The 13,416-nt window shown below is 61.4% G+C and carries 12 protein-coding genes; 9 read left to right on the top strand and 3 right to left on the bottom strand.

From position 1 onward, the window contains the following. Positions 1–5 precede the first annotated feature (5 nt). The 3 genes from cobN to cobO are packed head-to-tail and all read left to right on the top strand — an operon-like array spanning position 6 to position 5,238. Positions 6–4,001, top strand: coding sequence for a cobaltochelatase subunit CobN (cobN, locus tag ACK83U_RS08395; RefSeq protein WP_112605481.1), 3,996 nt, complete (start codon positions 6–8; stop codon positions 3,999–4,001). Beyond that, the gene (locus tag ACK83U_RS08390) at positions 3,998–4,597 is read left to right on the top strand and encodes a dimethylsulfonioproprionate lyase family protein (protein ID WP_112605484.1); all 600 of its coding nucleotides are present in this window, start codon (positions 3,998–4,000) and stop codon (positions 4,595–4,597) included. The genes cobN and ACK83U_RS08390 overlap by 4 nt, the downstream gene beginning before the upstream one ends. Then, the gene (cobO, locus tag ACK83U_RS08385; protein ID WP_112334620.1) at positions 4,594–5,238 is read left to right on the top strand and encodes a cob(I)yrinic acid a,c-diamide adenosyltransferase; all 645 of its coding nucleotides are present in this window, start codon (positions 4,594–4,596) and stop codon (positions 5,236–5,238) included. The genes ACK83U_RS08390 and cobO overlap by 4 nt, the downstream gene beginning before the upstream one ends. A gap of 15 nt (positions 5,239–5,253) precedes the next feature. Here cobO and ACK83U_RS08380 read toward each other — a convergent pair whose 3' ends face one another. From ACK83U_RS08380 to ACK83U_RS08370, 3 genes are all read right to left on the bottom strand, one after another. Beyond that, positions 5,254–6,057 carry a helix-turn-helix domain-containing protein gene (locus tag ACK83U_RS08380; protein WP_112605487.1) on the bottom strand — a complete coding sequence of 268 codons (804 nt, stop codon included), beginning with the start codon at positions 6,055–6,057 and terminating at the stop codon, positions 5,254–5,256. Next, entirely contained in the window at positions 6,054–6,419 is a 366-nt protein-coding gene (locus ACK83U_RS08375) for a nuclear transport factor 2 family protein (RefSeq protein ID WP_112605490.1), read from the bottom strand. The genes ACK83U_RS08380 and ACK83U_RS08375 overlap by 4 nt, the downstream gene beginning before the upstream one ends. 99 nt (positions 6,420–6,518) lie before the next feature. Then, positions 6,519–7,304, bottom strand: a complete 786-nt coding sequence (locus ACK83U_RS08370) for a TSUP family transporter (RefSeq protein WP_112605493.1) — start codon at positions 7,302–7,304, stop codon at positions 6,519–6,521. 147 nt (positions 7,305–7,451) lie between these two features. On the opposite strand from ACK83U_RS08370, the gene ACK83U_RS08365 reads away from it, so the two are divergent. The 6 genes from ACK83U_RS08365 (at position 7,452) to cbiB (ending at position 13,391) form a co-directional block, all read left to right on the top strand. Continuing rightward, complete coding sequence (locus ACK83U_RS08365; RefSeq protein WP_112605496.1) at positions 7,452–7,856, top strand: cobalamin biosynthesis protein; 405 nt, start codon at positions 7,452–7,454, stop codon at positions 7,854–7,856. A gap of 161 nt (positions 7,857–8,017) precedes the next feature. After that, the gene (locus ACK83U_RS08360; protein ID WP_112605499.1) at positions 8,018–8,977 is read left to right on the top strand and encodes a nucleoside hydrolase; all 960 of its coding nucleotides are present in this window, start codon (positions 8,018–8,020) and stop codon (positions 8,975–8,977) included. A gap of 289 nt (positions 8,978–9,266) precedes the next feature. Continuing rightward, positions 9,267–10,115 (top strand): uroporphyrinogen-III C-methyltransferase, encoded by an 849-nt coding sequence (cobA, locus tag ACK83U_RS08355; RefSeq protein ID WP_112605502.1) that lies wholly within the window; start codon positions 9,267–9,269, stop codon positions 10,113–10,115. After that, complete coding sequence (locus tag ACK83U_RS08350) at positions 10,112–11,419, top strand: cobyrinate a,c-diamide synthase (RefSeq protein WP_112605504.1); 1,308 nt, start codon at positions 10,112–10,114, stop codon at positions 11,417–11,419. The genes cobA and ACK83U_RS08350 overlap by 4 nt, the downstream gene beginning before the upstream one ends. Further along, positions 11,416–12,414, top strand: a complete 999-nt coding sequence (cobD, locus tag ACK83U_RS08345; RefSeq protein WP_112605508.1) for a threonine-phosphate decarboxylase CobD — start codon at positions 11,416–11,418, stop codon at positions 12,412–12,414. Before ACK83U_RS08350 ends, cobD begins: the two co-directional genes overlap by 4 nt. After that, positions 12,411–13,391: an adenosylcobinamide-phosphate synthase CbiB gene (gene cbiB / locus ACK83U_RS08340; RefSeq protein WP_015340193.1), complete on the top strand. Its 981-nt coding sequence runs from the start codon at positions 12,411–12,413 to the stop codon at positions 13,389–13,391. The genes cobD and cbiB overlap by 4 nt, the downstream gene beginning before the upstream one ends. The last annotated feature ends 25 nt before the right edge of the window (positions 13,392–13,416 follow it).

Genomic DNA, 13,416 nt, shown 5'->3' with positions numbered 1-13,416 from the left:
AATCCATGCATCTCCTCCTGGCACAGAAGGGAACGATCAGCGACGGCGAGGAGGCGATCGACCTTGGGCAGTCGCCCGGCGATATCCTCTTTCTGTCGGCTGCCGATACCGAGCTTGCGGCGATTGCCGCGGCGCATGGTGAGGGCGACCGTTCCCTTCGGCTTGCAAGCCTGATGAGCCTCAAGCATCCGATGTCTGTCGATACCTATGTCGACAGGACAGCGCGGCATGCGAAGCTCATCATCGTGCGGGCGCTAGGAGGGGCAAGTTACTTCCATTATGCACTGGAGGCGCTGCATGCTTCTGCAGCGCGCCAGGGTGCTCTGATTGCGGTGCTGCCGGGGGATTCGAAGCCGGATCCCGGGCTAACGCCATTCTCCAACGTTGCGCTCGATGATCTCAACGCGCTCTGGTCCTATCTGATCGAGGGCGGGGAGGCGAATTCCCGCGCGTTTCTTGTCTATGCAGAGGCGATGCTCACGGGCGCTGAGAAGCCTATGCCCGCTGCACCCCTGATGAAGGCCGGGATCTGGTGGCCGGGCCGAGGCGTGATCGGCGTCGAGGAGTGGAGGGGGCTCGAAATCGAATGGAGAGCTTGCCCCTCACCCCAGCCCTCTCCCCGTATTGACGGGGAGAGGGGGCATATCGAGGCCACGGCTCCCCCTTCGCCCCGCTTGCGGGGAGAAGGTGCCCGGAGGGCGGATGAGGGGCAAGACTCTCCTTTGAAGCAGTCGTCGGACGCCGACATCGCTTTCGAACAGGTGGTGACCCCTGCAGGATTCGAACCCCCGACGGTTGCCGTTTCTTTCTACCGCGCGCTGGTTCAGAGCGCGGAAACCAGACCCGTCGAGGCCATGATAGAGGCCCTCATTGCCGAGGGCATGCGGCCGTTGCCGGTCTTTGCCTATAGCCTGAAGGACGCCGTGTCCGTCGGCATTCTCGAAAGCGTCTTTACCGAGCTGAAACCGGGCGTGGTCATCAACGCCACCGGCTTTGCCGTTTCGGCGCCGGGCGCGGATCGTCAGGCGACGGTGCTGGAAACGGGCGACGCCGTCGTTCTGCAGGCCATCTTCTCGGCTTCATCGAAGGAGGCGTGGGAGGCATCCTCGCAGGGGCTTTCGGCGCGCGATCTCGGCATGAATGTCGCTTTGCCCGAAGTGGATGGGCGCGTTCTCGCCCGAGCCGTGTCCTTCAAGGCGGCCGCCCGCTATGACGAGAGGGTCGAGGCCAATATCGTCGCCAGCGAGCCGCTCGAGGATCGCATGCGCTATACGGCGCGGCTCGCTGCCAATTGGGCGCGGCTGCGCAACACGCCGCCCGGTGATCGCCGTGTTGCGCTTGTTATGGCGAACTATCCCAGTCGCGATGGACGGCTCGGCAATGGAGTCGGGCTCGATACGCCGGCCGGCACCATCGAGGTGCTGAAGGCGATGCGGGCCGAGGGTTACGGCGTTGCCGATCTGCCTGCCGACGGCGATGCACTGATGCGGCACTTAGCGGAAGGTCCGACAAATTCGGGGCATGACGGCCGCGTCGTTCGCGAGACGCTTTCCTTCAGCGACTACAAGGATTTCTTCCTGTCGCTTCCCAAACAGATTCAGGATGAGATCACGGCGCGTTGGGGTGAGCCGGAGCTAGATCCTTACGCGATCGATCACGGCTTTGCCTTGCCGTTCGCCCGCTTCGGCGACGTGCTTGTCGGCATCCAGCCGGCGCGCGGCTACAACATCGATCCCAAGGAAAGCTATCATTCTCCCGATCTCGTTCCACCGCACGGCTACCTCGCCTTCTATGCCTTCCTGCGCCGCTCCTTCGATGCCCATGCCGTCATCCACATGGGCAAGCACGGCAATCTCGAGTGGCTCCCGGGCAAGGCGCTGGCACTGTCGGAAAGTTGCTATCCGGAAGCGATCCTCGGACCGCTGCCGAATCTCTATCCTTTCATCGTCAACGATCCCGGCGAGGGCACGCAGGCCAAGCGCCGCACGAGCGCCGTCATCATCGATCACCTGACGCCGCCGCTGACGCGCGCCGAAAGCTATGGCCCGCTGAAGGATCTGGAGGCGCTCGTCGACGAATATTACGAGGCTTCGGGCGGCGATCCGCGCCGCATCCGTCTGCTCCGCAAGCAGATACTCGATCTCGTCGCCGATATCGGACTGGATCAGGATGCCGGCATCGCCAAGGGCGAGGGTGAAGACGAGGCCTTGCGCAAGCTTGATGCTTATCTCTGCGACCTCAAGGAAATGCAGATCCGCGACGGCCTGCACATCTTCGGCGTTTCGCCTTCCGGGCGGCTGTTGACGGATCTGACGGTGGCGCTGGCAAGGGTGCCGCGCGGACTGGGCGAGGGGGGCGATCAGAGCTTGCAGCGGGCGATTGCAAGAGATGCTTTTGAGGGTTCGGAGCGTGCCATACCCCCCTCTGTCGCTTTCGCGACAGAGGGAGGTAACTCTCCCAGCAAACCATTCGACCCGCTTGACTGCGACATGGCCGCTGACTGGACCGGCCCGCGCCCATCAATCCTCCAAGATATGTCCGATACCCCCTGGCGCACCCAGGGCGACACCGTCGAGCGTATCGAACTGCTGGCCGCAAAACTCGTGAATGGCGACATAGCCTGCCCCGAGACTTGGCCAAACACCAGCATGGTTCTCGGCGAGATCGCCGCAAAGCTGCAGCCCTCCATTCTCGCCTGCGGTGATGCCGAGATCGCAGCCTTGCTTAAGGGCCTCGACGGTCGTTTCGTGCCACCCGGTCCATCAGGCGCGCCAACGCGAGGTCGGCCGGATGTTCTGCCGACGGGACGAAATTTCTATTCGGTAGACAGTCGCGCCGTGCCGACGCCGGCAGCCTATGAACTTGGCAGCAAATCGGCTGAACTGCTCATCCGCCGTTACGTTCAGGACCATGGCGAGTGGCCCGTTTCCTTCGGACTGACGGCCTGGGGAACCTCGAACATGCGCACGGGCGGCGACGATATCGCGCAGGCGCTGGCGCTGATCGGCGTCAAGCCCGTCTGGGACATGACCTCGCGCCGCGTCACCGGCTACGAAATCATTCCGCCGGCCATGCTCCGGCGGCCACGTGTCGACGTGACGCTGCGCATTTCCGGCTTCTTCCGTGATGCGTTTCCCGAACAGATCGCCTTGTTCGACAAGGCCATCCGTGCTGTCGGTATGCTCGATGAAGATGCGGCTGACAATCCCATTGCGGCGCGCATGCGCGGTGAGATCGCGCGGCTCGAAGCTGCCGGCCTCGACGCTGCCTCTGCCAGCCGCAGGGCTGGTTATCGCGTCTTCGGTTCCAAACCTGGGGCTTATGGTGCCGGTCTGCAGGCACTCATCGATGAGAAGGGATGGGAACGGCGCGCGGATCTGGCCGAAGCCTATCTCGTCTGGGGCAGCTATGCCTATGGCGCCGGCGAGGAAGGAAGAGCCGAGCGCGGCGTCTTCGAGGAGCGGTTGCGCTCGATCCAGGCGGTCGTGCAGAACCAGGACAATCGCGAGCATGACCTGCTCGACAGTGACGATTATTATCAGTTCGAGGGCGGCATGGCGGCGGCGGCCGAGCAGCTTGGCGGCGCGCGTCCCTCGATCTATCACAACGACCATTCGAGGCCGGAAAAGCCTGTGATACGCTCGCTGGAAGAGGAGATCGGCCGTGTGGTGCGCGGTCGCGTCGTCAATCCCAAGTGGATCGAGGGCATCATGCGCCACGGCTATAAGGGCGCCTTCGAGATCGCAGCAACGGTCGATTATCTCTTTGCCTTTGCCGCGACGACGGGTGCTGTGCGCAATCATCATTTCGAGGCCGTCTATCAGGCCTTCGTCGTGGATCAAGGCGTGCGTGATTTCATGGCGGAGAAGAACCCGGCAGCACTTCGGGAGATGCGGGAACGTCTGCTTGAGGCGATCGATCGCCAGCTCTGGACGCCGAGAAGCAATTCAGCGCGGTTCGATCTCGAAAGCCTTGATAAGGGCAGGGACGCGGCGGAATGAGTGTGATCGACGAGCTTCTGGTTGGTTTTCGGGATTACCTACTGTCGCGCAGCGATCGGATGCTGCAGCATTTCACGGAAGGTTTTGACTGGCCGGCGCAACAGCGCTCGCTTGCGATGCACGACTTGCCCGTCGTCCAATATCTTCGAAAGCATGCTCAGTTGGGCGAGGGTGCAGAAGGCGTGCTGTTCGACAGGCTCTTTCAAGCCGCGAACGAACTGCATTGGGCCCAGACCTACAGCATCACCGACTTCGGCGGCGATTTCCTCGAAAGATACGGCTGGGTCGAGCTGTTCGGCACGCGCGGCCATTTTGCGAGCGAGGAGATGGCCGGCGGCTTCCTGCTGCTTGGTCCCGGCGTGCACTATCCGGATCATCACCACGAGGCTGAGGAGATCTATATCCCGCTGACCGACGGCTCGCTGTGGAGCAAGGATGCCCAGCCATTCCTGCCGCGCTGGTCGGGCGAGATCATCCATCACCCCTCGAATATCCGCCACGCCATGCGCACGGAAGACCAGCCACTCGTCGCGCTCTATCTTTGGCGCGGTGGCCCACTGGCACAGAAATCGATCATATCAGGGAGAATGCAATGAGCGACGAATTGGCCGAAACCGGCGCGGACGCCCCGAAGAGCGACGACGCCCGTCACGCCGACAAGATGGCCAAGAAGAAGGCCGCGCGCGACAAGATCATGGCGACCAAAAACGATGAGAAGGGTCTGATCATTGTCCATACCGGCAAGGGCAAGGGAAAGTCTTCCTCCGCTTTTGGCATGATCTTCCGCCACATCGCTCATGGGAAGCCCAGTGCGGTAGTGCAGTTCATCAAGGGCGCCATGTGGACCGGCGAGCGCGATCTGATCGAGAAGCATTTCTCCGATCTATGCCAGTTCCATACGATGGGTGAGGGCTTCACATGGGAGACTCAGGACCGAGCCCGAGACGTGGCAGCGGCCTCTGCTGCATGGGAAAAGGCCAAGGAGCTGATCCGCGACGAGCGTAATTCTATGGTGCTGCTTGATGAAATCAACATTGCGCTTCGTTACGACTATCTCGACATCAACGACGTGATCGAATTCCTCAGGAATGAGAAGCCCTACATGACGCATGTGGTCTTGACGGGCCGTAACGCCAAGGAAGAGCTGATCGAGATTGCCGACCTCGTCACCGAGATGGAATTGATCAAGCATCCGTTCCGCTCGGGCATCAAGGGACAGCCGGGCGTCGAGTTCTGATCGCCTGGCGAACGTTTAGCTGCCCGGCAGCATCGCCTTCAGCGCTTCCGCCGTCTGCGGGTTCGCGGGAAAGAAGGATTCGATGGCGAGTTCCGACAGCGTGACATCGACGGGCGTTCCGAAGACGGTCGTAGTGGACAGAAACGACAGATGTCCCACTTCGGTGACGAGCTCCAGAGGTACGGCGATGCCGGCGAAATCCCGTTCCGGAGCCGCCGACTTCGATGTCGCTGGCGCAGGATAGGCGGACAGTTCCGCAAGCAGTTTTATGAGGATTGAATCGCCTGTCGCCGATATCTGCTGGCGTAGGCGTTCCAGCAGATGCGCCCGCCATTCATGGAGATTGGCGATCCGAGGCGCCAAGCCGTGGGGGTGCAGGCTGAGCCGCAGGACGTTAATTGGTCCTTCGGTCAGCGAGGCATCGGTCACCCCCGCGAGCAGCGGAGCGACGGCGGCATTGGCGGCGATGAGCGTCCAATGTCGGTCGACGGCCAGAGCTGGGAAGGGTTCGTGTCCTTTCAGCAGCATATCGATCGCGCGCCGTGCCGGAGCAAGCGCCGGATCATCCAGTTTGCGCTCTGGAAAGACCGGGGCAAAGCCGGCCGCCAGAAGCATCGGATTGCGTTCGCGTAAGGGGACGTCGAGCCGTTCAGCGAGATGCATCAGCATCTCACGGCTTGGAAGTGCCCGCCCGCTCTCGATGAAGCTCAAATGCCGTTGCGATATATCGGCTTCAAGGGCGAATTCGAGCTGGCTCAGGCGGCGGCGTTGCCGCCATTCGCGCAGATGGTCGCCGAGAGAGCGGGCCGGGTTCATCATGCGGCAGCCGGCAGCTGATCGATGAAGCCGTGAACGGACTTCAGGCGTTCACCTTCGAGGATGGCGAAATCCGTGCCCTTGACGAGAGGCTCGGCGCCGGCCGGACCGAAGCCCCAGGAGAAGCGGAGATTGTCGCCGTGGCGCTCGCCCTCGGTGATGAGCGTGAAACGGAAGCCGGGGAAGCGCTCATGGGCGGCCGTGACCAGCGCGTGGATCTGCTCGCGATTATCCGCGCGCATCATGGGATCGACGTAGCTGCAGTCTTCCGTCCAGGCTTCGGCAATGAGCGCACGGCGACGTTCGGTGTCGGCCTCGTTCCAGATGGCGATATAGCGGTCAGCAATGGTGTTTGCGTCGGTCATCGGTCAACTCCTTTGGATCGCCTGAACCGTTCAGGCAGGGCGATCATCGGCGCGGACGGAAGTACTATCAATTACGTCGGAGGTAATCAAAGGCCCGTTCTAGAGGCCGAGCCAGATCCTGACGGGATGGGTGGGGTCTGCCAGCAGCTTGATCGCGAAGGCGATGCAGACGATGACGAGCAGCGGTTTGATCAGCTTGGCGCCGATGCGCATGGCAAGCCGCGAACCGAGCTGCGCGCCCAGGAATTGGCCGAACCCCATCGTCAGCCCAACTTTCCAAAGAATGGCGCCGGAGAAGATGAAGACGATCAGGCCGCCGAGATTTGATCCGAAATTGAGCAGCTTCGTATGCGCCGTCGCCTTCAAGAGGCCGAAGCCGGCGAGCGTCACGAAGGCGAGCATCAGGAACGAGCCGGTTCCGGGGCCGAACGCGCCGTCATAGAAACCGATCAGCGGCACGAACGTCACGCCGAAAAGTCCGGCACTCATGCGCCGATGCTTTTCGACATCGCCGAGATTGGGTTTCAGGGCGAAATAGAGCGCGATTGCGATCAGCAGGAAGGGCAGGATGATGCGCAGCACCTGGCTTGGCATGATGGTCGCCAGCATCGCACCGAGCATGCCGCCGATCACAGCCATCGCCGCCATCGGAAGCTGCTCGCGAAGCTTGACATGTCCTTGTCGGGCATAGGCGATGGTTGCCGAAGCCGCGCCGCAGATCGACTGCACCTTGTTCGTGCCGAGGGTCTGCAGCGGAGGAATACCGGCCAACAACATGGCAGGCACGGTAATCAGCCCACCGCCGCCTGCGATCGAATCGACGAAACCGGCGAAGAACGCAGCGGCAAAGAGCAAAAGCAGGAGTTGAAATGTAATATCTGGCAAGGTGGGAACTCGGAGGCGGGAAATCAGCGGCCTTCTGGCACTTCGCCCGCCGCAAGGCAATTGCTATCGGGACACACCAGGCAAAATTGACGTGTCGAAAGCTGCCCGCTACAGCTGCTATATCGGTCGATGTTGCTGGGAGCGAATATGACGACATATGCCAATTCCACCCGCCGCTATCTTCTGGGTCTTGGCTGCGAGCGCGGCACGGACTGGAATGAAGTGCGGATGCTTGCGGAAAGAGCATTCCAGGAAGCTGGAATCGGGAGTGATCAGGTTCTGGCTGTTGTATCGATCGACACGCGCATGGATGAACCGGCTATCCTCGAGACCGCCACGCATTTTCGTCTCCCGGCACGCTTCTTCAAGGCGACTGCACTGGAGCGGGAGACACCCAGACTGAAGAATCCCTCAGAGATTGTTTTCGCGCATGTCGGTTGTCACGGCGTCGCAGAAGCGGCGGCGCTGGCGGCCGCCGGTCCGGACTCCGAGCTCGTGCTTCCCAAGATCAAGTCCGGCTTTGCTACGGCGGCGATCGCCAGGATTGCCTGAGCAGCGAATTCGCAATGCAAGTCTCGCAAATGATCTGCAGGAGATCCCGACGGCATTTCACCGCCGTCTGTTCTCGTGTATGCCGGTAGGCCATGCGCTGGTCCCAAGCGAAGTAAATTTCGAAAGATCAAGCTTATTCAGTATGTTGGTAAGGAAAAATCATGCATAAGGTCATTTATGATACCGATCCTGGCGTCGATGACGCCATGGCGCTTCTCTTTTTGCATCGTCATCCGGGTATCGACCTTCTCGGCGTGACGACGGTTTTCGGCAATGCCTCCGTAGATACCACGACCCGCAATGCGCTGTTCCTCAAACGCGAGTGGGATATTCCGTGCCCGGTCGCGCGCGGCGCCAGCGTTACCTTCGATCCTTCGCGGCACGAGCGCCCGTGGCCGACGATGGTTCACGGCCATAACGGTCTCGGCGACATCGACGTGCCCGAGACGATCGACCTGCCGACCGATCCGCGACCGGCCTATCAGTTCATCATCGACACGGTTCGCGCCCATCCCGGCGAGGTGACCCTGGTCGCTGTCGGCCGCATGACCAATTTGGCGTTAGCACTGAAGCACGATCCGGAAATCGCCAAGCTCGTAAAGGATGTCGTCATCATGGGCGGCAATTTCTACCTACCGGGCAATGTTTCTCCGGTCGCGGAAGCCAATATTCACGGCGATCCAGAAGCCGCCGACTTCGTCATGACGGCAGCCTGGAAGGTGGTCGTGGTCGGTCTCGACGTGACGTCGGTGACGACCATGGGCCGCAGCTATCTCGCTGATATGGCGAAAGCGGGCGGTCCCTCGGTGCAACTCCTGGCCGACCTGTCACAGTCCTATATCGATTTCTACAAGCATGCGGTCGAAGACGGCATGATGGTTCACGACAGCTGCGCCTGCGTCTATGTCGTGGCGCCCGAGTTGTTCGACACGATCGAGGGATCGATCCGCGTCGTCTGCGGCGGCATTGCCGATGGTCAGACGGTTATCAAGCCGGCCGGCCGCCACTTTCCGCCGGGCGACTGGGACAATCTGCCGAGCCAGATCGCTTGCATCGGCATCCGCTCGCAGCAGGTTCTCGATCTGATCCGCGATGTGATTTTGGGCAAGGTGAAGTACTAAGTTCGGTGAAGGGGGCAACAGTGCCCCCCTTCACAATTCGCTGAAGACCATTCTCCAGCTCTATCAAGAGCCTATTCGAGTGTCCGGAAATATCGAGTCCGGAACGTCATGCGATCGACAAACCCGTTTTTCGTTTCCTGTCGTGGTTGGAAAAGCCCATAGCGTGCTGCCGCTCATGCCGATCGGGGTATGTGACGTAATGTTTGCAGTGGGAGCGATGTCGAATCGAGATCGCCTTATCCCGTTCTCAACATTGCAATTTCGCCCGTCCGGGCATAGGACACATGGGATGAACGATACCGCTTTTTCCACTCTGCCGGCCCTGGAGCCGGGGTCGGTCTGGCTCGTCGGCGCCGGGCCGGGCGATCCGGGGCTTTTGACCCTGCTGGCCGCCAAGGGGTTGGCCGAGGCAGATGTCATCGTGCATGATGCGCTCGTCAACGAAGATTGCCTGAAGCTCGCCCGCCCGAGCGCTACGCTGGAATATGCCGGCAAGCGCGGCGGCAAGCCATCGGCCAAGCAACGGGACATTTCCCTGCGGCTGGTGGAACTGGCGCGGACCGGCAAGCGCGTTCTGCGCCTCAAGGGCGGTGACCCTTTCGTCTTCGGGCGTGGTGGTGAGGAGGCGCTGATGCTCGTTCAGCACGGCATTCCCTTCCGCATCGTGCCCGGCATTACGGCCGGGATCGGCGGCTTGGCCTATGCCGGCATTCCGGTTACCCATCGCGACGTCAATCACGCCGTCACCTTCCTGACCGGCCATGATTCGTCCGGCGTCGTACCGGACGCCATCGATTGGGAGGCGATCGGCAAGGGATCGCCCGTCATCGTCATGTATATGGCGATGAAGCACATCGCGCAGATCAGTGCAAATCTCATTGCCGCCGGTCGGTCGGCGGACGAACCTGTTGCCTTCGTCTGCAATGCGGCGACGCCCTCCCAGCAGGTACTGGAGACAACGCTCGGGCGTGCGCTTGCAGATATCGAAGCGTCCGGTCTCGAGCCGCCCGCCATCGTGGTCGTCGGCGAGGTGGTGAAGTTGCGTCCATCGCTGGATTGGCTCGGCGCGCTTTCCGGCCGCACGCTGGTGTCACCGATCGAAAGGTCGGGCGAGGGCGGACACAAGGTGCCGGCATGAGCGGACTTCTGATCGCAGCACCCTCCTCAGGCTCCGGCAAGACCACCTTTACGCTTGGTTTGCTGCGGGCATTGAGAAACAGGGGTGTTGCGGTTGCACCCGGCAAAGCCGGACCCGACTATATCGATCCTGCGTTTCACGCAGCGGCGGTCGGATCGCCCTGCCTCAATTTCGATCCCTGGGCCATGCGCGCCGAGCTGATTTCAGCGAATGCCGCGCTTCACCGGGCCGGAGGACGGATGCTCGTGATCGAGGGGATGATGGGCCTGTTCGACGGTGCTGCTGACGGCACGGGCACGCCGGCCGATCTCGCCGCCTTGCTCGGCCTTTCCGTCGTGCTCGTCATCGATTGCTCTCGCATGTCGCAGTCGGTTGCGGCCGTCGTCAGCGGTTTTGCCAATTTTCGCGCCGATATCCGCGTTGCCGGTGTCGTGCTCAATCGCGTCGCCAGCGACAGGCATGAGAGAATGCTGCGTCAGGCGCTGAGTGCGGTGCGCATGCCCGTCGTTGCCGTTATTCGCAGTGATACAAGCCTGGCATTGCCGGAGCGGCATCTTGGTCTGGTGCAGGCTGGAGAGCATGCGGCGCTCGAGCAGTTTATCGAGGCGGCTGCAGAGGTCGTCGCGAAGGCCTGCGATTTCGATCTGCTCTTGCGGGCGGCACAGCAGCATCTCATTCGCACCTCCGCAGCCAATATCGCGCGGCTCATGCCGTTCGGCCAGCGCATTGCGGTGGCAAGGGATATCGCATTTGCCTTCTGCTATGAGCATATGCTGCTCGGCTGGAGGCGGCGCGGTGCGGAAATATCCTTCTTTTCTCCGCTCGCGGATGAAGCTCCTTCGGCCGATACGGATGCGATCTATCTGCCGGGCGGCTATCCGGAATTGCACGCCGGAAAGCTCGCCGCCGCTCAGCATTTCCGGGATGGAGTGAAGGCGGCGGCCTCGCGTGGGGTGCGCATTTATGGCGAATGCGGCGGGTACATGGTGCTCGGCGAGGGGCTTGTGGATGCGGCGGGCGTGCGCCACGAAATGCTGGGCCTCCTGCCCGTCGTTACCAGTTACGCGAAACGACAGCGGCATCTCGGCTATCGACGCGTGGTGCCGCTTGCCAACTCCTTCTTCGAAAAGCCGATGACGGCGCATGAGTTTCATTATTCGACCATCGTATCGGAGGGCGAGGCGGACCGTCTGTTTGCCGTCAGGGATGCGCTCGATACCGATCTTGGTGCAGCCGGTCTGCAACGCGGCAATATCGCCGGCTCCTACATGCATCTGATCGATCTAGCCGGTGAAGCCGCATGACCACCAGAATCGTCCATGGCGGCGGGATTACCGCGGCGGCGCGTCAATATGGCGGGCGTCCGGAGGAATGGCTGGATCTGTCGACCGGCATCAATCCGAATCCGATGACACTGCCGGAAATCCCCGTTGCGGCTTGGCACAGGTTGCCTGACCAGCATTTGCAGGAGCGGGCGCGGGAAGCCGCGAGGAGCTATTACCGCAGCGGCGATATTCTGCCGCTGCCGGTTCCAGGCACGCAGTCCGTCATTCAATTGCTTCCAAAGCTCGTGACGGGCGGCAGGGTTGCGATCTTCTCGCCGACCTATGGCGAATATGCGCGCGCTTTTACGCTCGCCGGCTTGCAGGTTCGCCAGGTTTCGACGATTGCCGAACTGACGGTCGACGACAGGCTGGTCGTTGCCGTCAATCCCAACAATCCTGATGGGCGGGTGCTGCCCATCGAGCAGTTGCGGGAACTGCATGACAGGCAGCGCGAGCAAGGCGGCATTCTTCTGGTGGACGAGGCTTTCGGCGACGTCGAACCGGCGGCAAGCACGGCGCCTTTTGCCGCCTTGATGCCAAATCTCATCATCTTCCGTTCGTTCGGAAAGTTTTTCGGCCTAGCCGGACTTCGGCTCGGCTTCGTGATTGCCGAAGCTTCGATTATGACAAGATTCGAGGATTGGCTCGGGCCTTGGGCGGTTTCGGGGCCAGCCCTTTCGATTGCCGCCTCCCTGATGGAAAGCGATACAAGCGCCATCCGAAACCGCATTCTCCAGCGGCATTCGGCGCTGGAAGCGGTTCTGCAACGTTCGAAGCTGCATGTAGCGGGAGGCACTGCTCTTTTTGCATTGGTTGCAGACGACCGCGCCGAAGGCATATATACGCATCTCTGCCGTCATCATATTCTCGTCCGCAAGTTCGATTACGCCCGCAATTGGCTGCGCTTCGGACTCGCTCCTGATGAGGCCGCAGATGAAAGACTCGCCGGGGTATTAGAGGATTATTCGACATGACCGCCGACGAACATTTGCTCATTCTGGTCCTTGCCTTGCTGCTTGACCGCTTCGTCGGCGATCCCGACTGGCTTTGGCAGCGCTTTCCGCATCCTGTCGTACTGTTCGGCAAGGCGATTTCGGCTTTCGATCAACGGTTCAATGCAAAGCATCTGCCGGGCGTTCTTCGCCGTCGTAATGGGCTGATGTCGATCGTCGCGTTGCTGATGGGCGCTGCCATCGCTGGCTGGGCTATTCATGGATTTCTCGCCTTTTTCGGCTGGCTCGGCATATTGGTAGAGGCGGGGTTGGTGGCGGTTTTCATGGCGCAGAAGAGCCTTGCCGATCATGTCGGTGAGGTGTCGCGGGCATTGCGCTCCGATGGTTTGGAAGGCGGCCGTCTTGCCGTGTCGCGCATCGTCGGCCGCGACCCCGAGACACTGGACGAGCCTGGGATTTGCCGTGCGGCCATCGAAAGCCTCGCCGAGAACTTTTCCGACGGCGTCGTCGCGCCGGCCCTGTGGTACGGCGTTTTCGGTCTGCCGGGCCTGTTTTTCTACAAGATGCTCAACACCGCCGATTCGATGATCGGCCACAAGTCCGAGACCTATGTCGATTTCGGCCGCGCCGCTGCGCGGCTGGACGATATCGCCAACTGGCCGGCTGCACGGCTCTCCATTCTGCTGATTGCCGCCGGAGCCTTGGCCAAGCGGGGAATCTCCGCGCTTGGAAATGCGATCCGCATCGCCGTCCGCGACGGCGGGCTGCATCGCTCGCCCAACTCAGGCAGGCCAGAGGCGGCAATGGCCGGTGCCCTCGACATCCAGCTTGCCGGCCCGCGAATCTATGGCGGCGAGCTCGTGCGCGAGCCAATGATCAACGGTGCCGGCCGGGATACGGCGACCGTGAGTGACGTCGAAGCGGGTATTTCCATCTTTTATTCCGCGTGCTCGATGCTGACGCTTCTCGCTTTCCTTGGCTTCCTGCTGCTCTTGTGAGCGTCCCTAAATTAAGCAATCGCTC

This window comes from Rhizobium sp. WW22, from assembly GCF_047041135.1.
In the GTDB taxonomy this organism is placed as follows: domain Bacteria; phylum Pseudomonadota; class Alphaproteobacteria; order Rhizobiales; family Rhizobiaceae; genus Rhizobium.
This window is presented reverse-complemented; position numbering and strand designations above follow the sequence as displayed.

Coding starts and splice junctions, on each gene's coding strand:
- cobN (WP_112605481.1), top strand. CDS start 6: ATGCATCTCCTCCTGGCACAGAAGGGAACGATCAGCGACGGCGAGGAG.
- ACK83U_RS08390 (WP_112605484.1), top strand. CDS start 3,998: ATGAGTGTGATCGACGAGCTTCTGGTTGGTTTTCGGGATTACCTACTG.
- cobO (WP_112334620.1), top strand. CDS start 4,594: ATGAGCGACGAATTGGCCGAAACCGGCGCGGACGCCCCGAAGAGCGAC.
- ACK83U_RS08380 (WP_112605487.1), bottom strand. CDS start 6,057: ATGATGAACCCGGCCCGCTCTCTCGGCGACCATCTGCGCGAATGGCGG.
- ACK83U_RS08375 (WP_112605490.1), bottom strand. CDS start 6,419: ATGACCGACGCAAACACCATTGCTGACCGCTATATCGCCATCTGGAAC.
- ACK83U_RS08365 (WP_112605496.1), top strand. CDS start 7,452: ATGACGACATATGCCAATTCCACCCGCCGCTATCTTCTGGGTCTTGGC.
- ACK83U_RS08360 (WP_112605499.1), top strand. CDS start 8,018: ATGCATAAGGTCATTTATGATACCGATCCTGGCGTCGATGACGCCATG.
- cobA (WP_112605502.1), top strand. CDS start 9,267: ATGAACGATACCGCTTTTTCCACTCTGCCGGCCCTGGAGCCGGGGTCG.
- ACK83U_RS08350 (WP_112605504.1), top strand. CDS start 10,112: ATGAGCGGACTTCTGATCGCAGCACCCTCCTCAGGCTCCGGCAAGACC.
- cobD (WP_112605508.1), top strand. CDS start 11,416: ATGACCACCAGAATCGTCCATGGCGGCGGGATTACCGCGGCGGCGCGT.
- cbiB (WP_015340193.1), top strand. CDS start 12,411: ATGACCGCCGACGAACATTTGCTCATTCTGGTCCTTGCCTTGCTGCTT.